The 26,004-nt window shown below is 60.3% G+C and carries 22 protein-coding genes; 7 read left to right on the top strand and 15 right to left on the bottom strand.

Features of this window, described 5'->3' with window-relative positions:
- Positions 1-169: 169 nt before the first annotated feature.
- Genes ptsP (GbCGDNIH6_RS02175) through GbCGDNIH6_RS02160 form a run of 4 tightly spaced genes read left to right on the top strand, consistent with a single transcriptional unit; the run spans position 170 to position 6,982 of the window.
- Positions 170-2,752, top strand: a complete 2,583-nt coding sequence (gene ptsP / locus GbCGDNIH6_RS02175; RefSeq protein ID WP_072564261.1) for a phosphoenolpyruvate--protein phosphotransferase — start codon at positions 170-172, stop codon at positions 2,750-2,752.
- Positions 2,749-3,768 carry a 1-phosphofructokinase family hexose kinase gene (locus GbCGDNIH6_RS02170; protein WP_072562690.1) on the top strand — a complete coding sequence of 340 codons (1,020 nt, stop codon included), beginning with the start codon at positions 2,749-2,751 and terminating at the stop codon, positions 3,766-3,768. Before ptsP (GbCGDNIH6_RS02175) ends, GbCGDNIH6_RS02170 begins: the two co-directional genes overlap by 4 nt.
- Complete coding sequence (locus tag GbCGDNIH6_RS02165) at positions 3,765-5,510, top strand: PTS fructose transporter subunit IIC (protein ID WP_072562689.1); 1,746 nt, start codon at positions 3,765-3,767, stop codon at positions 5,508-5,510. Before GbCGDNIH6_RS02170 ends, GbCGDNIH6_RS02165 begins: the two co-directional genes overlap by 4 nt.
- A 35-nt stretch (positions 5,511-5,545) precedes the next feature.
- Positions 5,546-6,982: a carbohydrate porin gene (locus tag GbCGDNIH6_RS02160; protein ID WP_232449913.1), complete on the top strand. Its 1,437-nt coding sequence runs from the start codon at positions 5,546-5,548 to the stop codon at positions 6,980-6,982.
- Between the two features lie 32 nt (positions 6,983-7,014).
- On the opposite strand, the gene GbCGDNIH6_RS02155 is transcribed toward GbCGDNIH6_RS02160, so the two are convergent.
- The 3 genes from GbCGDNIH6_RS02155 to ccmA are packed head-to-tail and all read right to left on the bottom strand — an operon-like array spanning position 7,015 to position 9,585.
- Positions 7,015-8,151 (bottom strand): AI-2E family transporter, encoded by a 1,137-nt coding sequence (locus tag GbCGDNIH6_RS02155; RefSeq protein ID WP_081369922.1) that lies wholly within the window; start codon positions 8,149-8,151, stop codon positions 7,015-7,017.
- 52 nt (positions 8,152-8,203) lie between these two features.
- A complete protein-coding gene (gene ccmB / locus GbCGDNIH6_RS02150; RefSeq protein WP_072562688.1) occupies positions 8,204-8,863 on the bottom strand; it encodes a heme exporter protein CcmB in 660 nt (219 codons plus the stop codon).
- Entirely contained in the window at positions 8,860-9,585 is a 726-nt protein-coding gene (gene ccmA, locus GbCGDNIH6_RS02145) for a heme ABC exporter ATP-binding protein CcmA (RefSeq protein WP_081370148.1), read from the bottom strand. Before ccmA ends, ccmB begins: the two co-directional genes overlap by 4 nt.
- A gap of 155 nt (positions 9,586-9,740) precedes the next feature.
- Between ccmA and acnA the strand changes: the two genes are divergently transcribed.
- Both acnA and GbCGDNIH6_RS02135 read left to right on the top strand, forming a co-directional pair.
- Positions 9,741-12,434, top strand: a complete 2,694-nt coding sequence (gene acnA, locus GbCGDNIH6_RS02140; RefSeq protein ID WP_072562686.1) for an aconitate hydratase AcnA — start codon at positions 9,741-9,743, stop codon at positions 12,432-12,434.
- Between the two features lie 84 nt (positions 12,435-12,518).
- Positions 12,519-14,783 (top strand): FUSC family protein, encoded by a 2,265-nt coding sequence (locus GbCGDNIH6_RS02135; RefSeq protein ID WP_072562685.1) that lies wholly within the window; start codon positions 12,519-12,521, stop codon positions 14,781-14,783.
- A gap of 4 nt (positions 14,784-14,787) precedes the next feature.
- Here the strand turns inward: GbCGDNIH6_RS02135 and GbCGDNIH6_RS02130 are convergent, their stop codons facing one another.
- The gene (locus GbCGDNIH6_RS02130) at positions 14,788-15,516 is read right to left on the bottom strand and encodes a bactofilin family protein (protein ID WP_232449911.1); all 729 of its coding nucleotides are present in this window, start codon (positions 15,514-15,516) and stop codon (positions 14,788-14,790) included.
- A gap of 132 nt (positions 15,517-15,648) precedes the next feature.
- Entirely contained in the window at positions 15,649-16,377 is a 729-nt protein-coding gene (locus GbCGDNIH6_RS02125) for an EI24 domain-containing protein (protein ID WP_072562684.1), read from the bottom strand.
- 134 nt (positions 16,378-16,511) lie between these two features.
- On the opposite strand from GbCGDNIH6_RS02125, the gene GbCGDNIH6_RS02120 reads away from it, so the two are divergent.
- Positions 16,512-17,468: an adenosine kinase gene (locus GbCGDNIH6_RS02120; RefSeq protein WP_072564257.1), complete on the top strand. Its 957-nt coding sequence runs from the start codon at positions 16,512-16,514 to the stop codon at positions 17,466-17,468.
- A 33-nt stretch (positions 17,469-17,501) separates the two neighbouring features.
- Here GbCGDNIH6_RS02120 and GbCGDNIH6_RS02115 read toward each other — a convergent pair whose 3' ends face one another.
- From GbCGDNIH6_RS02115 to GbCGDNIH6_RS02070, 10 genes are all read right to left on the bottom strand, one after another.
- Positions 17,502-18,434 carry a hypothetical protein gene (locus tag GbCGDNIH6_RS02115; protein WP_072562683.1) on the bottom strand — a complete coding sequence of 311 codons (933 nt, stop codon included), beginning with the start codon at positions 18,432-18,434 and terminating at the stop codon, positions 17,502-17,504.
- Between the two features lie 58 nt (positions 18,435-18,492).
- The gene (gene ptsP, locus GbCGDNIH6_RS02110) at positions 18,493-20,307 is read right to left on the bottom strand and encodes a phosphoenolpyruvate--protein phosphotransferase (protein ID WP_072562682.1); all 1,815 of its coding nucleotides are present in this window, start codon (positions 20,305-20,307) and stop codon (positions 18,493-18,495) included.
- Positions 20,294-20,575 (bottom strand): HPr family phosphocarrier protein, encoded by a 282-nt coding sequence (locus tag GbCGDNIH6_RS02105; RefSeq protein ID WP_011631105.1) that lies wholly within the window; start codon positions 20,573-20,575, stop codon positions 20,294-20,296. Before GbCGDNIH6_RS02105 ends, ptsP (GbCGDNIH6_RS02110) begins: the two co-directional genes overlap by 14 nt.
- 24 nt (positions 20,576-20,599) lie before the next feature.
- Positions 20,600-21,004, bottom strand: coding sequence for a PTS sugar transporter subunit IIA (locus tag GbCGDNIH6_RS02100; protein WP_072562681.1), 405 nt, complete (start codon positions 21,002-21,004; stop codon positions 20,600-20,602).
- Between the two features lie 13 nt (positions 21,005-21,017).
- Entirely contained in the window at positions 21,018-21,992 is a 975-nt protein-coding gene (gene rapZ / locus GbCGDNIH6_RS02095; RefSeq protein ID WP_072562680.1) for an RNase adapter RapZ, read from the bottom strand.
- Positions 21,989-22,405 carry an HPr kinase/phosphorylase gene (locus GbCGDNIH6_RS02090; protein WP_232449910.1) on the bottom strand — a complete coding sequence of 139 codons (417 nt, stop codon included), beginning with the start codon at positions 22,403-22,405 and terminating at the stop codon, positions 21,989-21,991. Before GbCGDNIH6_RS02090 ends, rapZ begins: the two co-directional genes overlap by 4 nt.
- 138 nt (positions 22,406-22,543) lie before the next feature.
- A complete protein-coding gene (locus GbCGDNIH6_RS02085; protein WP_072562678.1) occupies positions 22,544-23,002 on the bottom strand; it encodes a helix-turn-helix domain-containing protein in 459 nt (152 codons plus the stop codon).
- A 145-nt stretch (positions 23,003-23,147) separates the two neighbouring features.
- Positions 23,148-24,659, bottom strand: a complete 1,512-nt coding sequence (gene lnt / locus GbCGDNIH6_RS02080) for an apolipoprotein N-acyltransferase (protein ID WP_157692296.1) — start codon at positions 24,657-24,659, stop codon at positions 23,148-23,150.
- A gap of 65 nt (positions 24,660-24,724) precedes the next feature.
- Complete coding sequence (locus GbCGDNIH6_RS02075; protein WP_072562676.1) at positions 24,725-25,561, bottom strand: GNAT family N-acetyltransferase; 837 nt, start codon at positions 25,559-25,561, stop codon at positions 24,725-24,727.
- Positions 25,558-25,998 carry a Fur family transcriptional regulator gene (locus tag GbCGDNIH6_RS02070; protein WP_025318155.1) on the bottom strand — a complete coding sequence of 147 codons (441 nt, stop codon included), beginning with the start codon at positions 25,996-25,998 and terminating at the stop codon, positions 25,558-25,560. Before GbCGDNIH6_RS02070 ends, GbCGDNIH6_RS02075 begins: the two co-directional genes overlap by 4 nt.
- Positions 25,999-26,004: the final 6 nt, after the last annotated feature.

Genomic DNA, 26,004 nt, shown 5'->3' with positions numbered 1-26,004 from the left:
CATAAGCAACTTTCAGCAAGTTTTTCGCAGGTGCAGCAAAGATAGAATGCGGAATAAATCAATTTTACGAAATAAATTCTTTGACGCAGCTCTGAAAACGTTTTCATATAGTCTTTACATCCGGCATAGAGACCGGCAGTTCAAAATGGATTGGGGAGAACGCCGCGAGATGAATGCAATCGCGAGCGCACAGACCGCGCCGCGTGCCATGGTGCGCGTGGGAGCGGCTCCGGCAGACAAGCAACAGGCGATTGAGGAAGTCGCCCAGCTTCTGGCTGCTGCCGGTCATGTTGATCCCGCCTACACCGAAAGCATGCTGAAGCGGGAAAATGTCGCCAATACATGGCTCGGCCATGGCGTCGTCATTCCTCACGGCATGGTGGATGATCGCGCCATGGTGCGCACCGATGGCATCGCGGTGCTGCAGGTGCCGCAAGGCGTCCTGTGGAATCCGGGACAGATCGCTCATCTGGTGGTCGGGATCGCCGCCCGATCTGACGCACATATCGCCATTCTCCGTCGTCTGACCCGGCTGTTGCAGGATGAGGAGCGCCTGAAAACACTGTTCCAGACTGGCGATGCCACACTGTTGCAAGCTGCCCTGAGCGAGGATGCACATCCTGCCGCCGTCAGCATGTCCTCTGATACGGTGATAACCGATCTCCGCCATCACTTTGAATGGAGCGTCCCCTATCCAAGCGGCCTGCATGCAAGACCCGCATCAGCGTGGGCTGAAACCGCAAAACGCTTCCGGGCTCGGCTTCAGATCAGGCATGATGCTGAAATTGCCGATCCGCGCCAGTTGATTGGCCTGCTGCAGCTTGGGCTGAAACAGGGCGACCGCATTACCATCTCCGCCGATGGGGACGATGCAGAACAGGCGTTGCAGGCTCTGAAATCCACCATGGACAGCCTGACTGCCGCAGAACGCGCCGCCGCTGAAAAAGCCATGCGGGCTGCCCGGCCCGTCGCAGGCTGGACGCCGCCCCATGCGCTGATGCGGATTGATGGTGTTTCCGCCGCCCCGGGACTGGCTATCGGGCCGGTCTATGTCCTGAAAGGGCAGAGCATATCCGTGACTGATCATCCGCAGGATCTGCGGGAGGGGGCGGATCGGCTGAATGAGGCATTGCGCGTCACACGCGCGCAGCTTCATGCCCTGTCCGATGACGCAGGCCGCCGCCTGGGGGTCGCGGATGCCGCGATTTTTCAGGCGCAGGCAGGTTTGCTGGATGATACCGATCTGATCACCCGCGTCTGTCAGTTGATGGTGGATGGACATGGCGCGGCCTGGGCCTGGCATCATGCCGTCGAACAGACAGCCGAGGGTATGGCTGCACTCGGCAACCCGGTTCTGGCCGCGCGCGCGGCCGATCTGCGGGATGTCGGCAGGCGGGTTCTGGCCCAGCTTGATCCGTCCCAGGCCGGGGGATCGCTGATGACCCTGCCGGATTATCCCTGTATTCTGGTGGCTGATGATCTCGCCCCTTCCGATACGGCGGGGCTGGACCCGGAGCGCGTGCTGGGGCTGATCACGGCGCTGGGCGGCCCGACTTCCCACACTGCCATCCTTGCCCGGACGCTGGGCCTTCCCGCCATTGCGGCAGCGGGACCGGATGTGATGGAACTGACGTCGGGCAACATGGTCATTCTTGATGGCCGTGCCGGTGTGGTGCATCTGCACCCGGATGAGACAGCCATTGCCTCGGCACAGGACTGGTCATTGCGCCAGACCGAGCTGCGCAATGAAGAAGCTGCGCAGCGGAGCCGACCGGCCCGTACCACGGATGGTTATCACCTGACCGTGGCCGCCAACGTCAATCGCCCCGATCAGGTGGCTTTCGCGCTGGAACAGGGCGGGGAAGGTGTCGGCCTGATGCGGACCGAATTCCTGTTTCTGGAGCGTGACCACGCCCCGGATGAGGAAGAGCAGTTTGAAACCTACCGTGCGATGCTGGAAGCACTGGATGGCAGGCCGCTGGTTGTGCGCGCTCTGGATATTGGCGGTGACAAACAGGTGCCGCATCTGAACCTTCCGCACGAGGAAAATCCTTTCCTCGGCGTGCGTGGTGCCAGACTTCTGCTGCGTCGCCCTGATCTGCTGGAGCCTCAGCTGCGTGCGCTGTACCGTGCCGCCGGTCATGTCAGGCGCTGGCAGGCAGAGACGGAACCCGCCGCAGAAGCACCACTGTCAATCATGTTCCCAATGATCACGTCACTGGCGGAAATTGCCGGACTCCGTGCCGTCTGCGACCGGGTCCGCACCGCGTTGCAAGCTCCGGAAGTGCCATTAGGCATCATGGTGGAAGTCCCGGCAGCGGCTTTGCTGGCCGACCGAATCGCTCCCCATGTCGATTTCTTTTCCATTGGCACCAATGATCTGACACAATACGCACTGGCCATGGACCGGCAGAATTCCGGGCTGGCCGCGGAGGTGGACGGATTACACCCTGCCGTGCTCGCGCTGATCCGCCGCACGGCCGAAGCCGCCGCCCCTCTGCGCCGCTGGGTCGGGGTCTGCGGTGGTCTGGCCGGTGATCCGTTCGGTGCGGCGCTGTTGGCCGGGTTGGGTGTTACCGAGCTGTCAATGACGCCCCGCGACATTCCCGGTGTCAAAGCCTGCCTGCGCCAGTACCGCATGGACGATTTGAAGGCATTGGCCGAGCGCGCTCTGGCAGCTTCCTCTCCGGCTGAAGTGAGAGCGCTGGAAACTACCTTTCATGCTGATACCGGCTTTGGAGAAGCCATATGAGCGCGATTCTAACCATCACCCTCAACCCCGCCATCGACGAAACAGTGGAGTTGACGGCCCTGCATCCCGGACAGGTCAACCGGGCCTTGGCTGCGGCCTCCTATCCCGGTGGGAAAGGGGTCAATGTCGCAGGCTGCCTTGCGGACTGGTTCGCGGCCGGAGATGAAAATGCGCCGCCCGTCAGAGCCTGCGGCATTCTGGGGGAGGCCAATGATGCACTGTTCTCGACGTTTTTTGCCGAGCGCGGGATCGAGGATCTGTTCCTCCGCGTACCCGGTCATACACGCCGCAACCTGAAACTGATCGATCATACAGCCGAAGAGACCACCGACATCAACACGCCGGGCCTGCCCTGCAATGATGAAGGTGCGGCGATCATCGCGCATATCTCTTCAGTGTCACAGGCCGGAGATATTGCCGTACTGGCCGGCAGTGTCCCCAGCGCAATGCCGCACGATATCTATGTCACGCTGCTGGACATGCTGCACCGTCAAGGTCTCCGCACAGTACTGGATACCAGCGGAGCCGCGCTGGGAGCTGTGCTGAACGAAGCGGAGACATTGCCCTTTTGTTTGAAACCCAACCGACATGAGTTGGAAGAATGGGCGGGTACCCCGCTGGGCCATGTGACCGATCTCCTGCGTGCAGGGCGTGAGCTGACAGCGCGTGGCGTAACCCTCGCCGCTATTTCATTAGGAGCAGAGGGTGCCCTGTTTGTCACTGACGATCAGGCTGTCCATGTGCAGCATCCCCCCATGCAGGTGCTGAACACTGTTGGCGCGGGTGATGCGCTGGTTGCCGGGATTGTCACGGCGCTGCATGACGATCTGCCACTGGAACAGCTGGCACGCCGCGCCGTGGCCCTTGCCTCCGCCAAATTGACGTTACCGGGCGCATCCCTGCCGGGACCTGATCTGGTGCTAACGCTTGAAAGCCGCCTGATCGTTCAGAAGCTGCAAGATAATGCGTGCCATTTTCGAAATACCGACCATACCGCGGGAGTGTTGCCGTCATGACCATTCTCGCCATCATCGATGGACAGGCACGCCGCACACATGCATTACTGGCTGCCGAAGCACTGCGCAAAGCTGCATCCAACCGTAACCGTAGCATTGAAATCGATCTGCGTGTCGTTGGCTCAGCATCACCTGAGCCAGACACACGCATGATCTCCACCCTGTTGCTGGTTGGTGAAGCTGAAAGCGATAGCACACATCTGGATATAGCAGACAAGCTCTCAGCTTTTCCAAAACATAAGACTACATTAGATACTATTCTGGCTGATGCAGATCTTGTTCTGGATAATATTGGAGACGTACAAAATTCACCCTCTGCATCACGGGATGGAAAACCTGTAAAGGGAGGCAAGATCGTTGCCATCACCTCCTGCCCCACTGGCATCGCCCATACTTTCATGGCCGCCGAGGGACTGCAACAGGGTGCTGCCGCGCATGGCTGCATGATCCGGGTGGAAACGCAGGGATCAGTCGGGGCACGGGATGCGCTAAGTGTTGAAGAAATTGCCTCTGCCGATCTGGTGATTATTGCAGCCGATACACAGGTTGATCTATCCCGCTTCACCGGAAAGCGACTTTTTAAAACCGGCACCAAAGCGGCCATCAGGGATGGAGCCGCCCTGATTACAGAAGCTTTTGATCAGGCCGGCATATGGGGGCAGGACAACAGAGAGCAGGCTGCTCCCTCCACCTCCGACCGGTCGAAAGATAACGCCACGCCGCCCCGCACAGGCCCCTATAAACATCTGATGACCGGTGTTTCTTTCATGCTGCCCGTCGTGGTGGCAGGCGGCATTCTGATCGCCATGGCCTTCGCACTGGGCGGCGTCAATGTCACCGATGCATCGCAGGCAGGCACACTGGCACATGCCCTGTTTCTCATCGGTGCGAAATCGGCTTTTCCACTGATCGTGCCGGTTCTGGCAGGATATATCGCCTATTCTGTTGCTGATCGTCCCGGTATTGCTCCTGGATTGACCGGCGGCATGATCGCGTCCTCAATGGGCGCCGGATTTCTCGGCGGTATTCTCGCAGGGTTTATCGCTGGATACAGCACGGCTTTTTTCAATCGCTGGATCAAGCTTGGTCGTAATCTGGATGGTCTGAAACCGGTTCTGATCCTGCCCGTGCTCGGTAGTCTGGTAACGGGCCTCGCCATGATGTACGGCGTTGGCGATCCGGCAGCCCACCTGCTCTCTGCTCTGACGCACTGGTTGCAAACTCTTCAGGGCAGCAGTGCCATTCTTCTCGGTCTTCTGCTGGGCGGCATGATGGCAATCGACATGGGCGGCCCGATCAACAAGGCCGCCTATACTTTCGCCGTCGGATTAGTCGCAAGCGGGATCTATACGCCCATGGCGGCAGTGGTGATTGCAGGAATGACGCCGCCGCTCGGCATGGCGCTGGCCACGCGCCTTTATCCGGACCGTTTTACAGCACAGGAAAAAGAGGCTGGCAAAGCCGCTACCATTCTGGGACTGGCCTTTATCACGGAAGGCGTCATTCCCTTTGCCGCCGCTGACCCTTTACGCGTCATTCCGGCCACAGCAGGGGGTGCCGCCATCGCCGGAGCCATCTCCATGGCCTGCAATGTACAGATGCGCGTACCCCATGGGGGCGTGTTCGTATTGCCGATCCCGAACGCCATCAGTCAGCCATTCTGGTATCTGGTCGCGCTTGCAGCGGGGACAATCGTCACTTCCTTCCTTGCCAGACTGTTTAAAAAAAAGCGAACGACATGATTAGGCTCACAAAATCATTCCACTAGCAAAACAGAATGACCATGTCCCGTTTTTATTTTACTTTTTCCTTTTTAATAGCAGCCCTATTGGCTCCTGTACCAAGTACTGCTTCTCCTCCGGCAAAGCCTGCAACGCCCAGCCATGATCCATGGCGGGTACAGGAAAATTCAGCCGACGATATCGTCATGGATGTAAGCAGACTGGGTATCGACGCAACACCTCCCAATCTTCCTGATCATGTCTCACTGGCGAATGGGGTCAATTTCATCGCCGCCTATACGGCGGAAATGGCCTCTAATCCGGTGGGTGGCATCAAACAGGAAGCAGCTTATGCCGGGCAGATTCTGGTCGGTGCCGATTTTGACATGAACAAATTGGCTCGGTTAAACGGCGTCAGCGTGCATCTCGCTATCACCAACCGTCAGGGGCGTAGCCTGTCCCGCGATGCCATTGGCAACAGCACGTCGGTTCAGGAAATCTGGGGCGGAGGCCAGACGACACGACTCACACAGCTTACCATCGAAAAAAAAGCCTTCAATGACAGGCTCATTCTTGAAGCAGGCCGTGGCATTGCCAACCCCGAATTTCTCTCATCACCGCTTTATTGCCAGTTTCAGTCAAATTCCGTCTGCGGCAGTCCTACTTTCGTATTCCGCACCAGCAGCCTGACATGGTGGCCTGCATCCAGCTGGATGGGCCGCGTCAAAGTCTGGATGACGCCACGCATCTATCTGCATGCCGGTGCTTATGAAGTGAACCGCAGTTTTCAGGGTAATAACGACCACGGTCTCAACTGGTCCACCAACCGTGCCAATGGCGTGATTGTGCCGTTCGAGCTCGGATATGCCACGACGTTTGAAAATGACCGTCTGCCACGTCATTATCAGATTGGCGGATGGTATGATGCCACCCATTACGATGATCCGTCACGGGACATACAAGGGGGCTATGTGCAGGTAAGCGGCCTTCCAGCCCAATCGCTGTATGGCCGTTCAGGCGCCTATATTCGGTTTGATCAGATGGTATGGCGCCCTGGTCATTCGCAACGCGGACTGACCGTGTTCGGGGTGGCGATGACCGGCATATCCGGCCGGCTGGGCGAGGATTACTTTCTGGAAGCAGGCATGGTGATGACGGCGCCTTTCAAGAAGCGTCCTTACGATACGATGGGTTTCATGATCAACAATCAATCTCTGAGCGGTGCAGCCCTTCAAGGCGTCAGCGAAGCCAGAACACTGGCCGGACTGTCGCCCGAAACCAACCGCAACCAGATCATGATGGAATTGAACTATACATTTCAGGCGCTGGAAACGGTAAGAATCACTCCGAACCTGCAATATATTGTAAACCCGGATCAGCTTCGCTATCCAACCCGTCCGAAATCCATCCCGGATGCTTTCGTAATCGGGATGAAATTAACCGTGAGCATTGCCAATCTGGTTGATAACATGATCAAGGGACATCCATTCTAACGCCCTGATCAATATCAGATTCAGCAGATTGCTTAGATCGGATCAATCATATCCGGTCCCACAGCGCTGAATTCGCGCCACAGGTGGGTCACAGCGGCCATCAGTGCCGGGCCGAGAAAAAGGCCGAACAATCCCCAACACTCTACACCGCCCAGAATACCGAGCAGGACCAGAATAAACGGCAGTCGCGTTGCCCCACCGATGAGGACCGGGCGCACGAAATGATCCGCAATGAACACGATCAGACAACCATATCCGGCAATGATCGCAGCAGATAGCAGTGCACCATTCGCGGCCAGCAGCAGGGCAGCCAGCAGAAACGCCGCCGGTGCGCCGAACGGGATCATCGCGGCAATCGCCGTAACCGCACCGAACAAAGTGGGATGTGGCACACCCGCAATGGCATACCCGATACCGATCAAAATTCCCTCGCCCAGCCCGACCAGAACCAGCCCATCTACCGTACCATGGATCGAGGCGATCACCTGCCGTCCGACACGTGCTCCATGAGGGCCGAAGGCACGGGCACTGGCGCGGGAAAGCTGAGCCGTCAGCGTATCCCCATCACGGTACAGGAAAAACAGCGTCACCAGCATAAAGCTGAACAGGACCACACGATGTGCCAGCACGGCGCTCAGATGACGGCTGATCGCCACCAGCTGGGAACGGTCGATATGTCTGGCGAGGCGGGCCGCTCCTTCACCACTGCCGAGATTATCCTGCCACCACTCCACCACCGGGCTGCCGAATGGCAGGGAGGACAGGGCTGATGGCACTGGAAGACCATTATGCAGCACATGCTCGACCCCGTCGATCACACCGCGCGCATCATTGGCGACCTCAATCCCCGCCAGGGTCAAGGGCCCCAGAAACAGCAGCGTGACCGCCACGGTAAACAACAACGGCAGCAACACGCGTCCGCCGCCCGGCCAAGCATTGCGCGCGCGTCGATAAAGCGGCCAGGTCGCAATGGCGAACACCGCGGCCCACGCCAGCGCAGGCATAAAACTGCCCAGCGTCCAAAGTGCGCCTGCAGTTATGATCAGGGCAAGCACGCTGAAAGCGATCTTCTGGCCGGGCCGTTGGTTGCCGCCATCCTCACAATCCTGCCGGATCACATCCTCTTCGGACCAGACGGGCGGAGAAGACGGAGAGAGGGGTTGGATCATGGATGACCTTTAATACGCTCAAAATCTCGGGTGGTGGCAGAATATGGCATACTCATTCCGCCGCGGCACGCAGGCCCGCGCCGGCAGCGAACGGACACAGGGACGCCGCCACCACAGCAACAGCGCAGAGCAGTAGAAGATGCGGACGTGGGGAGAGACCTCCCGCCGCTGCATCGGCCGCCGCCGCACCAAAAATCAGGATCGGCGTTGTCAGCGGCAGCACCAGCAGCGGCAACAGCACCGCGCCCCTGCGTGCCCCCAGCACCACCGAAGCCCCCATTGTGCCGAGCAGGGAGAGCGCCATCGTCCCCGGCAGCAATCCCGCAAGCAGAACCGGGACGATCTCCGGCCGCATGCGCAGCATCATGGCAAGTGGACCGGCACAGAGCAGCAGCGGCAGGCCAGTGACCAGCCAGTGGGCCATCGCCTTGCCCAGTGCCACTCCGAAAGCAGGCAGGCTGGACAGCAACAGGTGGTCCATCGATCCATCCTCCTGATCCGCGCCGAGCAACCGTTCCAGCGGAAGCAACGCCGCCAGCAAGGCGCACACCCACACCACCCCGGGCGCCATCCGCGCCAGCATCTCCGGCCCCGGCCCGATCGCCAACGGGAACAGACTACCAGTCACGAAGAAAAACAGCAGCACGGCCAGCGTATCGGCCCCGTGACGCAGGGACAGACGCAACTCGCGGGCCAGCAATGCCGCGATCATGATGTGATCATCCAGTCATCCCCATCCCACTCATCCCCGGCCTCCTCCATCGCGGCCTGCCCCGCTTCAGCAGCCCGTGCATGAGGATGTAGCGACAGCACACCCGCACCCGGTAGAGGCAGCGGCACATGAGTGGCCGCCATCACAACGCCCCCCCGGGCGCGATGGACACGCAACATATCACCGAACAGGGCAATCGACGCATCGTCCAGCCCCAGAGTGGGTTCATCCAGCAGCCAGACGGGAGTTTCCCTCAGCATCAGCCGCGACAGGGCCAAGCGTCGCTTCTGCCCTGCCGACAACATCCGGCCCGGCAGGGCCGACAGCGCCGACAGGCCTACTGCCTCCAGCGCGTTCAAAATGGCTTCCCGTCGTCGGCCACGCGGGTGCCATGACGCATCGAACAGCAGATTTTCCGCCGCCGTGAGCCCCGGCTTGACCGCATCCTGATGCCCGATATAGGTGACAATCCGGGCGCGATCAGCGGGATCCGCCGGCAGAGGCTCCTCCTGCCACCACACGGTCCCTGCGGCGGGACGGACGAAACCAGCCAGCAGTCGCAGCAGCGTCGACTTGCCCGATCCGTTCGGTCCGATCAGGGTCAGGGCATCCGGTGCCCCCTCTCCTGCCGGTCGCAAAGTGGCCGGCGCGAGGGAAAAATCCAGATCGCGGAACACCAGACGCTCCGCTCGGAAAACAGCCAGACCCCTTGCAGTCAGCATCCCGCCAGGCCCATCTCTCGTGCAGATTTTATCGCTTTCACGCTGACGGCATCCCTGCATCCTTGTCCTGATGCTGCCTATGCTCTAAGCGGTGCCGTGTTGCAACGCAGCCATCCGCGGGGGCGGGCAGGCGTGCCATTGATGAGGCAAGCACTATGAAGTCAGTCGGTCGGGACACCCTGCAAACACGCCGGACATTATCTGTCGGCGGCAAGACCTACAATTATTTCTCCCTTCCCGAAGCAGCCAAGACAATCGGTGATATCAGCCGTCTTCCGGTGACGCTGAAAATCCTGCTGGAAAATGTCCTGCGTTTCGAGGACGGCACTTCCTACACCGTCGAGGATGCAAAGGCCGTCGTGCGCTGGGTTGAAAAAGCCTCCTCGACCGAGGAAGTTCCGTTCAAGCCCGCACGCATTTTGATGCAGGATTTCACGGGCGTCCCCGCCGTGGTGGATCTGGCCGCCATGCGCGACGGCATCACCCGTCTGGGTGGCGATCCGCAGAAAGTGAACCCGCTGGTACCGGTCGATCTGGTGATCGATCACTCCGTGATGGTCGATACCTACGGCACGCCGAGTGCGCTCAAGACCAATGTCGATATCGAATTCGACCGCAATGGCGAGCGCTACAAGTTCCTGCGCTGGGGTCAGGAAGCGTTCGAGAATTTCCGCGTGGTGCCACCCGGCACCGGCATCTGCCATCAGGTCAATCTGGAATATCTGGCGCAGACCGTGTGGACCGCCGATGTGGATGGCGCGACCTATGCCTATCCCGACACCCTGTACGGCACGGACAGCCATACCACCATGGTGAATGGTCTGGGCGTACTGGGCTGGGGCGTCGGCGGGATCGAGGCTGAAGCCGCCATGCTCGGCCAGCCCATCGCCATGCTGATCCCGGACGTAATCGGCTTCCGTCTGACCGGCCGCCTGCCGGAAGGCGCCACCGCCACCGATCTGGTGCTGACCGTCACCCAGATGCTGCGTAAAAAGGGCGTGGTCGGCAAGTTCGTCGAATTCTTCGGCCCGGCGCTGGATCATCTGCCCGTCGCCGACCGCTCCACCATCGCCAACATGGCTCCGGAATACGGTGCAACCTGCGGCTTCTTCCCGGTGGACAAGGCGACCGTCGAATATCTGCGCCTGTCCGGCCGTGACGAAGACCGTATCGCCCTGGTCGAGGCCTATCTGCGTGCGCAGGGCATGTGGCGCGACGAGACCATGCAGGAGCCGATCTTTACCGACACGCTGGAACTCGACCTGTCCACCGTGCAGCCGAGCCTGGCCGGCCCGAAGCGCCCGCAGGACCGCGTGCTGCTGAAAGAAGCCGCCAGCGCGTTCAATGCTGAACTGACCAGGAGCCTGGGCGTCACCGCCGGTGATGTTGCCCGCAAGAGTGCCGTGAAGGGCAAGAACTACGAGATCGGTCATGGTGACGTGGTGATCGCCGCCATCACCTCCTGCACCAACACCTCCAACCCCTATGTGATGGTGGCCGCCGGTCTGGTGGCGCGGAAGGCCCGTGCACTCGGCCTGACGCCGAAGCCGTGGGTCAAGACCTCCCTCGCCCCCGGATCACAGGTGGTGACGGAATATCTGGATCGTTCCGGCCTCTCCGCCGATCTGGATGCCGTCGGCTTCAACACCGTCGGTTATGGCTGCACCACCTGTATCGGCAATTCCGGCCCGCTGGACGACACCATCGTCGATGCGATCGAGGATGGAAAGCTGGTGGCCGTCTCCGTACTGTCCGGCAACCGTAACTTCGAAGGCCGCGTCCATCCGAACGTGCGCGCCAACTACCTCGCCAGCCCGCCGCTGGTGGTGGCGTATTCCTTCCTCGGCAATATCCGGGAAGATATCACCACCGCTCCGCTCGGCACCGGCAAGGATGGCAAGCCCGTCTATCTGAAGGATATCTGGCCAACCACACAGGAAGTGGCCGATACGGTCCATGCCAATCTGACCCGCGAACAGTTCCAATCCCGTTACGCTGAAGTGTTCAAGGGGCCGGAGCAGTGGCAGGCGATCGAGATCGATGGCAGTTCCGACACCTACAAATGGTCGGACAGCTCCACCTATGTCCGCAACCCGCCCTACTTCACCAACATCACCATGGAGCCGCCGGGTGTCGCCGATATTTTCGGCGCGCGTGAACTGGCTCTGCTGGGTGACTCCATCACCACCGACCATATCAGCCCGGCCGGCAGCATCAAGAAATCCTCTCCGGCAGGGCAATATCTGCTGGAGCGGCAGGTGCTGGAAAAGGACTTCAACAGCTATGGTGCCCGTCGTGGTAACCATGAAGCAATGATGCGCGGCACCTTCGCCAATATCCGCATCAAGAACGAACTGGCACCAGGCACGGAAGGTGGCGTCACCACCCATCAGCCCTCCGGCGAGGTCATGCCGATCTATGACGCCGCCATGAAATACAAGGCCGATGGCGTGCCGTTGATCGTCTTCGGCGGCAAGGAATACGGCACCGGTTCCTCCCGCGACTGGGCAGCAAAGGGCACCCTGCTGTTGGGCGTGAAGGCGGTGATCGCGGAAAGCTTCGAGCGTATCCATCGCTCCAACCTCGTTGGCATGGGCGTGCTGCCCCTGCTGTTCAAGGACGGCATGACGCGCCACACGCTGGGGCTGGATGGCAGCGAGACGCTGGACATCGTCGGGCTGGATGATCTGTCACCGCGTATGGACCTGACCCTGGTCATCCATCGTGCCAACGGTACGGTCGACAAGGTACCGCTGCTATGCCGTGTCGATACGGCTGACGAAGTCAATTACTACAAGCATGGCGGCATTCTGCATTACGTGCTGCGCGGCATGGCCCGCGCGGCGTAAGAACACTCCGCCAGAGGCGGGTAAACAGGCCATACGGCACGACCAAATCATTCCCTGTCCGGGGAATGAGCATGGGAAAAGACCATGACGCGCCGTTACAGCCTTTTGCCGACCTCCCTGTTATCGGCAAAGCCGCCCAAGGATCTTGGGCGGCTTTCGCTGTCTATGGATCCTTGGGCGATCAGCGTGGCCGAAGGCCTGCGCGCCGCTTTTGCCACCGCCCCATGGGTGGCTGCGAATGCATGGTTTGATCAGCCCCTGCTGCTGGAAGCCGCGCTGGGGGCGCTGCTGAGTTCCTACTGCGATCCAGGCGGCCCTACCAAGCAACGCATCAGGCCATTGTCGATTTTCGGGGTACTCGGGGCGACAATCACACTGCTGCTCGGCACGCTGGCTCCCTGGCCGGAGATTTCCATTCCTGTCGCGGGGATGATCGTCTTCATGACCAGCTTCGCAAGGATTTACGGTCTTTCAGCACAAAGTGTCGGCAATCTGCTGGGTGTTGTCGTCGCTCTCTGCATGGGACGTGCCGCCGTGCCGGATCACGATACCAGCCTTTTGGGTTGGGCTGGAGCCGCCGCCTTTCTCGCCGGCAGCTTGTGGACGCAGATGATCGCACTGGGGGTCTGGAACATCCGTCCGTTCATCCCGGCCAAACGCGCGGTCTCGGCCGTATTTTCCTCTCTCGCTGACATGGTGGGGGAGATGGTGGAGGTGTTGTCCATCTCCTCCTCTCAACTGGCTGCCCCACTGGATGCCCGATTGGCCGATTACGACCATGTCCTTCTATGGTCCAACATGGCACGCATGCATCGCGCCCGGATCAGGGACATGATCGAACGGGCACGCGGGCTGCTGGTCGATATGCGGCATCGGCGCGGTGTGGGGAGTGAACTAGGCACCATGCTGCTGGCGAGGTTGGAGGCAGCCGACCAGATCTTCGGCGCCCTGATCGCCATGAGCGACATTCTGGAGGCCGCAGAAGGCAGCAGCCCTGTCACCGCTGCCTCCTCAACACGCTACGCGCATGCCGCCGTGTTCCTGCGCCGCCTTCGCCCTGTGCTGGCGATGCTGGCGCGCCGTATACACAGCCAGACCGCTTTACCCGAACAGCGCCTGTCCCGCATCATTCCGGCATTGACACGTGGCCGAGCAGAAACCAAAGCCACGCTGGCGGCTTTGGAAGCCGTCATACAGGAGCGGTTGAGGGTCATTATCGCCGTTCAGACGCCCGCAACCCGTCTGCCCGGCGATGAGACGCGCCCTGCGACGGGGCGGGATGTCATTATGACTCCTCTGGCCTCCAATCTGGCATGGTCCTCCGCAATGCTGCGCCATGCCACACGCACCAGCCTGCTCGTGATGCTTGCGCTTGCCGCATGCTCCTTTCATCCGATGCCGTATCATCAGTGGCTGATCATCACCCTGATCGTGACCCTGCAACCACACTACGCGATGACCATGCAGCGCACATTTGAGCGAGTCGCCGGTACACTGGCAGGCGGAGCATTGGCAGGCGTGCTGACGTTCCTGATCCATGGTCCGCTGGCAACCGCCATAGCGCTGTTTCCGCTGGCCGTTCTTGCCCTGTCGCTTCGGCCGGCAAGCTATGCCCTGTTCATTGTCTTTCTGACGCCCATGATCGTACTCTTGACCCAATATGAGCAGGGATCGGAAAATGACCTGCATATTGCCGCGATGCGGGCGCTGTTCACGGTGCTCGGCGGTTTAACAGCTCTGGTTGGCAATCTGCTGCTGTGGCCGAGCTGGGAACCGGGACGGTTGCATACCGCTTTGCGCCAGAGCATCAAGGCCCATGCGCATTATGCCAACCTGACCCTGTCCGCCCTGATCGGCGAAGCTCCACAAGATATGGCGCATCAGGCCAGACGTCAGGCCGGTCTCACCAGCAATAATCTGGAGGCCAGCCTGTCCCGCACCATGCTGGAACCGCGACGCTCCAGCATTGCAGCACACATTGAACCGGTGATATTGGCCGACGCTGCCCTGCGTCGCATCGCCGGGCGACTGAGCGTGCTGCATCTGGCCAGCAGGGACAGGATTGATCGAGATCAGTTAATCATCTGGAAAGACTGGATTGCCATCGCATTCAACATTATCGAAGCTCGTCTTGATGCCCCCTGCGCTCCTGCAGTTCCAGTATCATCTCTGCCGCCCCGGCCAGCGGTCGAGGATAGCGCCGAGGCTTTACAGGAAGCCCTGCACCGTATCGCCGGACAGCTTGAACTCATGGCTGGAATCGACCGCAGGAACGAAAAAACCGCCCCGTTGGGCGGAGCGGCTTTTCATCAGACCGGACAGGCTCATGCAGAACATTCAGTTTCCTGAAGGCTTATTCACCTAACTGGCCCGGTATCGGATCTACCGCTGGTCTGGGAGCAGACGCATCTGGACGCGGGGCATCGACCGGACGGGCGCCATCGGTCAGCATCTGGATGCTGCCCGTGATCTGGCCACCATCTTCGACTTGCAGGCGGCGGCAGCGCGCCGTACCCAGCACCTTGCCAGAGGCCCGCACAATGAGGCTGGCGGTCGCGGTGAGAGTGCCATCAATGGTGCCGGCGACTTCCGCATCTTCAACCTCGACCTCACCCTTGAAAACGCCGCCAAGTGAAACCGACAGCTCGGTCGCCCGGATCATGGTCGCTTCGACCGTGCCTTCAACCACCAGACGTTCGGCATCCTGAACCGTGCCCTGAACGGAAATGCCACGGCCCACCACCAGCGTGCGGCGCTCGGGCGTATCTTTGCCGGGCGGGCGGGATGAGCCTGTGGCAGCGGGTGCGCCAGGGCGGGGCGGCACAGCGGTAGAGGACGGGGTATTGGCGAAAGGCGCACGACTCACGGCTTCGGCCTCCTTCTGATGGCTTGGTCGGAAAGGGGGAACGCCGAAACCGCTCTCGACCTGTTGGCCGGGGGCAGTGCCGGATGGAGCAGGCGGCACGCCCAGACGAACCGGGCCGTCAGAGGGTGACGTTCCCGCGCCGGGGGAAGCTCCCGCCGCTGATTTGATATCCCCAGCCTCGGGAGGCTGGTCGTCGGGTTTGCGTCGCTTAAACACGTGCACTCCATCATTCTGGACGTCACGATTCGATTCGCTAACATGCTCCGAGAAGCAGAACAACCCGCTTCCTCAATATGTTGCAGGACATTCCGCATACAGATCAATCCGGGCGTGCCTGCTGTCCCGCTGTTAAAAGGCCCGGCGATGCATCGTAATCCGGGTCAGAACATGCACCATGACAGCCGGCCCAAGGGCGGGCAGAAGCAGATTGATAGCCGGGATCATCCCAATCGCGGCAAGAATTGCCCCCTGCACGAGTACCGTGCCGCGCCATGCGCGATAAAGACGTCTGGCATCAGCCCGGCTCATCCGGCGCATGGCGACACTGACGAACAGCCCCTGCCCCAGTGCCCAGGCGGAAACCAGCCATCCCAACACAAATCCAGCACCCGGCAGCAACAGAACCACAGGCAGCGTGATCAGGCTGACCACCAGCACACGCAGACCCAGCGCCAGACCGTCCCATATCTGCATCTGAAGTGAGGCCGGTGTGGCGGGCTGCCATTCCGGATACCAGCGACGCTCCACACAGATCGCCACCGTATCAGCAAACAACCCGCCGATCGCCGCACTGATCGGCACGAACAGCCACAGGCCGAGTGCCGCAATCGCCATCGCTCCCACGATTCCAGCAAGCCAGTCCCATCCGCCCCAATGGTCGCCATGCCACCAATGCACGGGCAACCAGCCTGCCCCCTTGAAACTGAGCCACACTAACAGGCACAGCAGCAGCAGGGCCCAGCCGAGAGACCGCATCACCACAGCCCGAAACGGCGCATCCTCCAACTGAGTGATCGCCCGCTGGAGCGGTTGGAGGACAGAAGCCCGCTCGACAATGGACAATTGATCATCACTCATAGGCGGATAGTCCGCCGGAGAAGCCAATTTGACCAGACCGCCATTGTGGCAAGCCCCTCACGGTGATACCTGCGAGCGTCGGTATCGGGCAGGTCGCCCGCCGCCCCTTGATGGACATTCTGGAGCCTCTCCGCATGACTGCACCCCGCTTCGACCTGCTCGGCATCGGCAACGCGATCGTCGATGTCATTGCGCTGACCGATGACACCTTTCTCAGTCGCCATGACATGCACAAGGGCAGCATGGCGCTGATCGACGCGGAACAGGCAGCCTCACTTTATGCGGCACTGCCCCGTGGCACGGAAGTCAGCGGCGGCTCTGCGGCCAATACCTGCGCCGTGGCTGCCAGCATGGGGATCAAGGTTGCGTTCCTTGGCAAAGTGGCAGACGACGCACTGGGGGAGGCATTCCGCCGCGATATCACGGAAACCGGTGTGCATTTCCCCACTCCCAGCCTTCAGGGCGGCGCGCCAACCGCGCGATGCCTGATCGCCGTCACGCCTGACGGGCAACGGACCATGAACACGTATCTCGGTGCCTGCGTCACCTTCTCCGCCGAGGATGTGGATACGTCTCTGGTGGCTGATTCCGCCATCACCTATCTGGAAGGCTATCTGTTCGATCCGCCGGCTGCGCAGGCAGCCTTCCGCAAGGCCGCCACTGCCGCGCATGAGGCGGGCCGGAAGGTAGCCCTGTCCCTGTCCGACGCATTCTGCGTGCATCGCCATCGTGATGGTTTCCTTGCTCTGCTGCCGCACGTGGACATCCTGTTCGCCAATGAAACGGAGATCACCTCGCTGTACGAACGCAATACATTCGAGGAAGCCGCTGAACTGGCACGGCTTGACGTAGCACTCGCTGCCCTGACCCGCAGCGAGGCTGGCAGCGTCATTCTTCACGGTTCAGATACAATCCAGATTCCGGCTGTCTCCACGAAGGTGCTGGATACGACCGGTGCGGGCGATGCCTATGCAGCCGGGTTCCTTGCCAGCTTCGCACAGGGACAGGATCTGAAAAACTGCGGCCTCCAGGGCAGCCGGGCCGCAGCGGAAATCATCGCCCAGATCGGTCCGCGTCCCCTGTCCCGCTGATACGCTCCGTTATCGGAAGAAACCGTCAGCGCCTTATGCAGGCACTGACGGTTTGCGGGCGTACAGCACCCGCCAGAGCAATGCTGCCAGCAGCAATGTCAGAATGCCTGCCGTCAACACGCTGGTCGGGGTCGCCCCCAAACGCTCGAACCATTGAGTCTGGAAATGGATCGCCCCGAAAATCGCGGCTGTGGTGATCAGCCAGCGGCGACCGCTCCATGCCCCCCATGCAGCCGCAGCCACCAGTACCAAGGCCCAGCCGATACTGAAAGTATCGGCGGATAACAGAACTGCACCCCTGTTATCATTGAACAGCATCTGCTCCTCTCCCCAGAGGGAGCCGACCCAGAAAGCAAAATTGACCATCCAGGCCGAACAACGGGCGGCCGCCAGTACCACACCCTCCAGCACAGGCGACACACGGGTCGAGGCGAACAGCAACGCAAGGCCAAGACCGGTAAACACCAGAATCGTCTGTGCCGGCCGTTCCACCCCCAGCATATAGGTGGCATGCACATAAGCGAACGAGGTATCGAGCGAGGCCGCCAAGGCGAGAACGGCCAGAACGCTCAGCATCGCGCTACGGGCGAACAGGGCTCCACCGGCACAGCAAAGCGCCAGCAGCAGCATTGAAGAGGGTCCTTGGCCAATCCAGTAAAGGCTCATGCCGGTGGTCAACACGCCGAGCAGAGCGAAAATATCCGACAGGATGCCCCATTGCTGCGCCCGCTCATGCCGCAGCAACACCGCTGCCCCGATGGCAACCACCCCCATGAGCAGGCCCAGAAGCGGATCAGGCGCCAGCGCAAACAACCCGGCGCACACCGCAGCCGCTCCGAAACCGACCAGCACGTTCACGAACAGAGACCCTGTCTGGACCTTGCCAAGCCGGATCAGCCTGTCCCGCTCCCCCGGTGTGATCTGCCCTTCCCGCAGCAGACGGTCGACATCGAGCACCACTTTCATAGCCCTGTCCTTCTGATACGCTGATACGATCAGACCCGATAACAGGCGTCATGAACAATCAGATGATCGTCAGCGCTTCCTGAGCGGCACGTCTTGCCTGATCAAGGGAGGTGGCCCGGATCGCCTTTTTCACACGCGGCACTGCACCCGCCCCCATACTGAACTGCCGGAAACCAAGCCCGAGCAGAACAGGAATCGCTGCCGGATTACCCGCGATCTCGCCACAGAGTGACATAGATTTACCGGCCCGCGCCGCCGCAATGGCACAGGCGGCAATCAAGCGCAGCAAGGCCGGATGAAGGGGATCATATAGACCCGCCAGCCCCGCATCCCCACGATCAACGGCCAACGTATACATCGCCAGATCATTGGTGCCGATCGCCAGGAAATCCGACTCCTTCGCCAGTTCCTCCACAATCAGGGCCGCGGCTGGCGTCTCGATCATCGCCCCCAACGGCAGGGCAGCCCCATCCCATGCCTCCTGACGCAAAATCCGGGTGTAGATCTTCCGTGCCTCGCGCATTTCCTGCAAGGTCGTAATCATCGGCAGCAAAATACGCACACAGCTTTCTGCCTTCACCCCACGCGATGCCCGTAAAATCGCCGTGAACTGGGTTTCCAGCAACTCGGGATGGGCCAGCAACAGCCTGATCCCCCGCAGACCCAGCGCCGGATTATGTTCCGTCTCGCTGCGCAACAGACCGGCGGTGCGAAGAGCCTCGCTTTCTTTCTCGCCACCCCAGTCGAGCACACGGATCGTGACCTGTTCCCCCTCTGCCGCCAAGATCACATGGGAATAGGTTTCTATCTGGGTTGCGATATCGGGCAGACTTTCCCGGTTCATAAACAGGAATTCGGTCCGCAACAGTCCGATCCCACTGGCACCGGCCCGCACCATCTGGGGTAATTCGGCGGGCAATTCGATATTCGCCTGCAATATCACTGCCTCGCCATCCGTCGTCACGGCAGGCAGGCGGCTGAGCTGAGCCAGCACCAATGTTTCCTGCTGATGGGCGGCGAGGCCCTGCTTCGCTTGCTGTCGTGTGTGGTCGGATGGGTTGACCGTAACCACACCCTGATCTCCGTCCAGCACCATATTCAGGACCAGGCCCGGCAAAGTCAGCTGCCGGATCGTATGCATCAGTGCCGGAACCCCAAGCACAGAGGGAATCCCGAGCGCACGCAGCATGATCGCCACATGCCCGTCCGCACCGCCTTCCTCCGTCACCACGCCTGCGATCATGGCCGGATCCAGCAGCGCCGCATCGGACGGGCGCAGCTTCTCGCACACCAGCACTGCCCCGCGCGGCGCGGCCTTGAAGCTGCGAAATGGCGTGGAAGCAAGGGTACGAAGCAGACGCTGTCCTACCTCCTGAATTTCCGAGGCCTGCCGGGCCCGCATGGTGCGCTCTGCCCATTCTCCGCCGGGGGCCAGCACGGCGGCAACAGTCGCCTCGACCTCATCCACCACGGCTGTCGCGGCGGAGACCAGCGCGGTCTCGATCCGCCGATGCGCTCCCCGCACCAGACGTGAATTGGCCAGCATGCGCTGATACACATCGATCAGGGCCGATAATTCCTCCTGCCCGGCCTCCGGCAGTTCCCGCAGCCCTTGCCGCAGCTTTTCAAGCTGACGTCTGGATTCCTCTACCGCACGGCTAAGCTGCGCACGCTCATGCTCCACCTCATGCGCGGGAATGTCCCGCCGTTCTTGTGGAGCCTCGATTTCCACCACCCCGAAAACCGGGCCGATGGCAATGCCAGGGCTGACGCCAATCCCTTCCAGCCGAATATCCTGCCCCAGACCAGAGGGCCCGGCAGAAAGCGAATCAGCAGAACACGGACCCGCCAAAGGCGGCTCAATCTGTTTCATGGAAACCAGCCTCGACCAGCTCGGTCAGCGCTTCCAGCGCTTCCTTGGCATCCCAGCCCTCGACCCGAAGCTCGATTTCGGAATCCTTACCCGCACCCAGCATCATCAGCCCCATAATGGAACGGGCGGAGACGAACTGCCCATCTTTCCCCACTTCCACCGAAGCCCCAAAACGTTCTGCCAGCGTGACGAATTTGGCAGCTGCACGGGCATGCAGGCCACGCCGGTTGCAGACAGTCAGGCGGCGGCTGAGCACAGAGTTTTCCATGGCGCGTTTTACCTGTGGTTCTGTTTATCGGCAGCCGTGCAGTACATGGGAGGCAGCAGCGATATATTTACGCCCGGCCGTCTGAGCCCCTTCCACCACCTCGCATAATGGCTGTGTGCAGCGGATTTTCGCCAGCTTGACCAGCATGGGCAGGTTGACACCGGCGATCACCTCGACACCCGGTCGGTCCATCATGGAAATGGCCAGATTGCTGGGCGTACCTCCAAACATGTCGGTCAGGAGGATGACACCATCCCCGCTATCCACCTGCTGGATCCCGGCCTGGATATCAGAGCGCCTGCCCTCAATATCGTCATCAGGGCCGATGCACACGGTCACCACGCTGCTTTGCGCGCCAACCACATGTTCCATGGCGCGGCGCAGCTCATCCGCGAGCCGTCCATGCGTCACCAGAACCAAACCGATCATGGCATGTATTCCATTATGATGTTGTGTGGGAGAGTGCATCCGGCGCCTGTGGGCTGCCGTACTCTTCCGGTCTTCCACTCATATCGACAGAGGCTGCTCTGGCGGTTCCCGCCTGCGGAGCATCATCACTGATTCCTAATTCCCGATGCGTACGCAGGACGGACCAGCCCTGAGCGCGCAACTCTTCACCCAGCATCTCCACCAGATGAACCGAACGATGCCGTCCGCCGGTACAACCAATGGCGATGGTGGCATATTTCTTTCCTTCCTGAACGAAGCGCGGCAGCAAAAGCCTCAGCAACGCATCGATCCTGTCATGGAAAATGGCATAATCCGGGTCTGCTTCAATATAGGCCGCCACATCCCTGTCCTGACCGGTGCGCGGCTTCAGGGTGGGATCGTAATGGGGGTTACGCAGAAACCGTGCGTCCAGCACCAGATCGGCCTCCCGCGGCAATCCCTTGGGATAGGCAAAGGAAATCAGGGATACGACCATTCCCTGCCCGGTTTCCTCCGGCCCATAGCGTTCGGCGATCATTGCCCTCAGCCTTGTGACCGGAAGATCGGTGGTATCAACAACCAGATCCGCCACATCCACCAGTGATGCGGTCAGGACTTCTTCGGCCCGGATGCCATCCCGAACCCCCACTCCTGAAGCCAGCGGATGGCGATGGCGGGTTTCCGTATAGCGGGACAGCAGAGCCGCCGTATCAGCCCGCACGAAAACCAGATCCGCCCTGACACCAGGCAGTTGCCTCATGCGTTCCATGGCCAGGGCCAGCCCATCCGCGGTGAACCCACGGCTGCGTGCATCCACCGCGAAAGCCAGAGGCCCTTCCCCTCGGGCCACAAGGTCATGGACCAGCGGCAACGGAGGATTATCCACCGTTTCATATCCCGCATCTTCCAGAGCCCGGAGGATTGTAGATTTGCCTGCGCCGGACAGGCCGGTGATCACGACCACCCTGCGGTATTGGTCAGTGCTCATACTGCTTCCTCCCGCGCGAAGGCACCTGCCCTGCTGGCACGGCGCCCCAACGCGCATTCAAGAGCCCATTCCACACGACAGGGCGCGGAAGCAGCGCGAGGATTAATGTCAATCAAGGGAAGGTCGAGGTCAGTATCGCGGCGGGGGGATGGCAGACGTTCCTCCGTCTCCAGCGAGACAACCAGCGACAGCTTCGCCACCGGTATAAAGGAAGATACCATGATCCCGAGGCCGCGGATTTCAATCAGCCCGGCCAGCGCCGCCGGCGGGCTGGCAAGACCATCGCATATATCAACCCGGTCATCAGCAACAAGCCGGAAACCGCGATCCATCAGGCGCAGCAGGAGATCTGACTTGCCCGCCCCTGCCGGTCCGATAATCAGTACAGCAGGAGGCGGGAATGCCGCATCCATCTCCGGCCTTGCAGCACAGCTTGCGTATCTCTGGCCCCGAAACTGCACCGATGCATTCATAGGAAGGACTTTGCAACCTTCATCGCCGTGAGGGAAGCCCGTTCCACAGTCATGCCGCTTACATATGAGGTGGACAGATCACTCTTTCGACAGTGATCTTATCAGTTCCAGAATACGTTCCCTCACGGCCGGATCAGTGATGCGGAAAAAGGCCTGGATCAGCTCCAGCGCTTCCTGCCGCATGGTATCACCATCGCCAAAGCCCTCTTGAGGTTCCGCAAACCCGCCCAGCCGGGAGATAGCGGCTACGCCATGATTGGCAACTTCCTGCTCCGGCATTTCGTCGAAAAAGAAGCTGATCGACACATCCATGGCGCGGGCCAGATCAAATAATCTGATCGCTCCGGCCCGTACGGTGCCTGTCTCATATTTTTGAATCTGTGATGCGCTGATACCGATCAGATCACCCAGTTTCTGCTCGGACACACCAAGAAAAGCACGCCGAAGACGAATCCGCCTGCCCACGTGAAGATCCAGCGCATTGGGCTGACCATCTTTTTCAAAATTCTGGCCGATACCGATGTGACTTTCCGACAACTGGATAATCTGCCTTCACATTACAAAGTGGAAACTATCGAACATCATATGAACACAGATCGGTTTCAAGTCTGTTATGTTGATAGGCAATATAAAAAAATAAATCTTATCCAGAAACTATTGTGCGATTATCTCTTTGGGCCGCTCATAATGGCCATGCTCGGATTTTATGGCGCCCGCAAATAATGGCCGCCAATAGCAGCAGGATCGCCAAAAAGACCGGAATGATCAGTCCGTATCGGCTGAAAAAAGTAGGGGCCAACGGGCCGGGCAGCCTGGCCAGCAGAAAACCGGCCTGCCCCTGATTCATACGCGCCACCTGATGCCCATATGCATCATAGCCCACGGTAATACCGGTATTGGCTGCCCTCATGATCGGCAGCCCTTCCTCCACCGCACGCATCCTGACAGCGGCAAGATGCTGATGTGGTCCTGTCGACTGCCCAAACCATGCATCATTGGTGATATTCACGATCCAGGCAGGGCGCTGGATCTCATTGACGATCTGTGCGGGAAAAATGGCCTCATAACAGATCAGCGGCGCAAAAGGCGGCAGACCGGGCAGGTCGAGGGTGCGTGGTCCCGGACCAGGGACAAAGCCACCACCCGGCACAAGCTGCACCGCGAAAGGCAGCCAGCCCGGCGCAAACTCACCGCCCGGAACAAGATGCCATTTATCATAAAAATCCTGAACGCCCCCTTGGCCATCCATCGCGATCAGACTGTTGCGGGGACGACCATCTTCGCCAAACCGCACGGAGCCAATGAGGGTCGGATTGCCTTCTGCGGCCTCGGCGATGCTCTGACGCGCAGCTGCATCATCAGCCAACAGCGCGACGCTCGCTGTTTCAGGCCAGACGACAACCACAGGATCGCCAGGCATCGCCTTATGCGCAGCCTCCACGCCCTCACGGGTCAAGCGCAGATAAGTGTCCCACGTTGTGCGCAGGAAACGCCGGTCAAATTTCTGGCCCTGCGGAATATTCCCCTGCACCAGCACCACATTGAGGGCACTGGCCCGGTCCGGATGTTCAGACAGATGCATCCACCCCAAAGCAGCCCACACCACCATGGCACAGACCCCTACGCCCCATGCAAAAGGACGCAGCACCGGCAGACACGCCAGAAACACTGTCAACGCAGTCACACCTGGTGTGCCAATCCAGGCAACCGGTTGGAGCATGATATCTCCGGCTAGCCCGGGGATTGCCCAAATGCTGGCCAGTGGATTCCATGGAAAGCCGGTTAACAGGAACTGGCGCAGCAGATCCATTGCTGTCCATGCGGCGGCAAAGGCCAGCAGACGGGGCAGGCCACGCAGAAAACCTTTGGCGAATGCACAGGCGGCGGCAATGAACAGAGCCATCAGGGCGGACAATCCGGGCACCGCAATCGGCACGAACCACCAGTACCGCGCCGCCTCCAGCAGAATGGCTTCTGTAATCCAATACAAACCGGCGGCATTGAGCCCAAAACCGAACCAGAAGCCCCGCCTGAACGCCGCACGCCGATTAGCCGCCCCTCCGATCAGCGCCATCAGGGTGGGAAAGGAAAGCAGCAAAAGAGGAATACAGAAGAAGGGCGGCAGGGCGAGGGCCGCCGCAGCACCGGCCAAAGCCCCAGTGCCATCAGCCCGCCAGCCTGTCAGATCGCGCAAGTACAAATACCAGCGCGCAGCGGGGCCGGCAGAAGAAGCAGGTACAGCCATTACAGGCGATGCAATCAAGTCAGTGCATCACGCAGCTGACGTTCGTAATGGCGGTAATATTTATCCGTGATCAGATCCGTCTTGACCACGACTGCAACATCAGTGGTGTTGAATTCGGTATCAACGACTGCCCCATCACCGATAAACCCGCCCAACCGAAGGTAACCCTTGATCAGGGGCGGCAGCATCGCCTGTGCCCGCCGGATATCCAGCTCAACCGGATCAAGCCGGCGCATGTCGATATACCGACTTTCCAGCGCACGGGGGCGTAGACCCGGGGGAGCCAGATGATTGCGATAGAGATAAGTCAGCTCAGTCGAAAGTGCCTCGACATTGGTACCCGGCAGACTGGCGCAGCCGAACATCAGGTCGATCCGGTGCAGAAAGATATAGGCGGCAATGCCACGCCACATCAGTTGCATGGCGGCACGCCCCCTATAATCGGAGGCAATGCAGGAGCGACCCAACTCCAGCAGCTTGCCCGGAAAGGAGGTGAGGATGGAAATGTCATATTCGTTGGAAGTATAGAAACGCCCGACTTTGCGCGCATCCGCATCCTGAATCAGGCGGTATGTGCCGACAATGGCCTCCGGTCCGCTGCCGCGCTCATGGTCGATTACCAGAAGATGATCGGCGACGGGATCAAATTCATCCCGGTCCAGCCGGTCCCGGCGAATGGCGGGGGCTGGCTCGGCTCCCATTTCCTCGTAAAATACGCGATACCGCAGCGCCTGAGCCGCGATGATTTCAGACGGGCTTTCCGCAATACGGACCCCCAGATTGCCGGCACGGAGTTCTCCGAAGCTTCGTTCGCTTCGTGTCGCAATTCCTAAGGGGGTCTCAGCGGTCATCGGCCTGACTTTCGTTTTGCAGCAGCCGTTTTCTGATCTGCGGCTGCAGGGTCGACCAGTTTCCGACCGAACAGTTCCAGACGTAGTGAAACGAGGCTGAACCCCAGCCGGGCCGCAATGGACCGCATCAGGCGTTCATGTTCCTCATCCTCGAATTCGATCACCTTGCCGGTCTCGACATCGATCAGATGATAATGAGGCCCATGTTCGCTGGCCTCGTAGCGGGCACGTCCACCGCCGAAATCACGGCGGGCGAGGATTCCCTTGTCTTCCAGCAGCCGCACAGTGCGATAGACCGTCGCGATGGAGATACGGGCATCAAGGGCGGAGGCGCGGCGGTACAGCTCCTCCACATCCGGATGATCACTGGCTTCCGACAGAACGCGGGCGATCACACGGCGCTGGCCGGTCATTTTGAGGCCCCGCTCAACGCACATCCGCTC

Origin of the sequence: Granulibacter bethesdensis (genome assembly GCF_001889525.1) — a bacterium.
Lineage (GTDB): Bacteria > Pseudomonadota > Alphaproteobacteria > Acetobacterales > Acetobacteraceae > Granulibacter > Granulibacter bethesdensis_C.
This window is presented reverse-complemented; position numbering and strand designations above follow the sequence as displayed.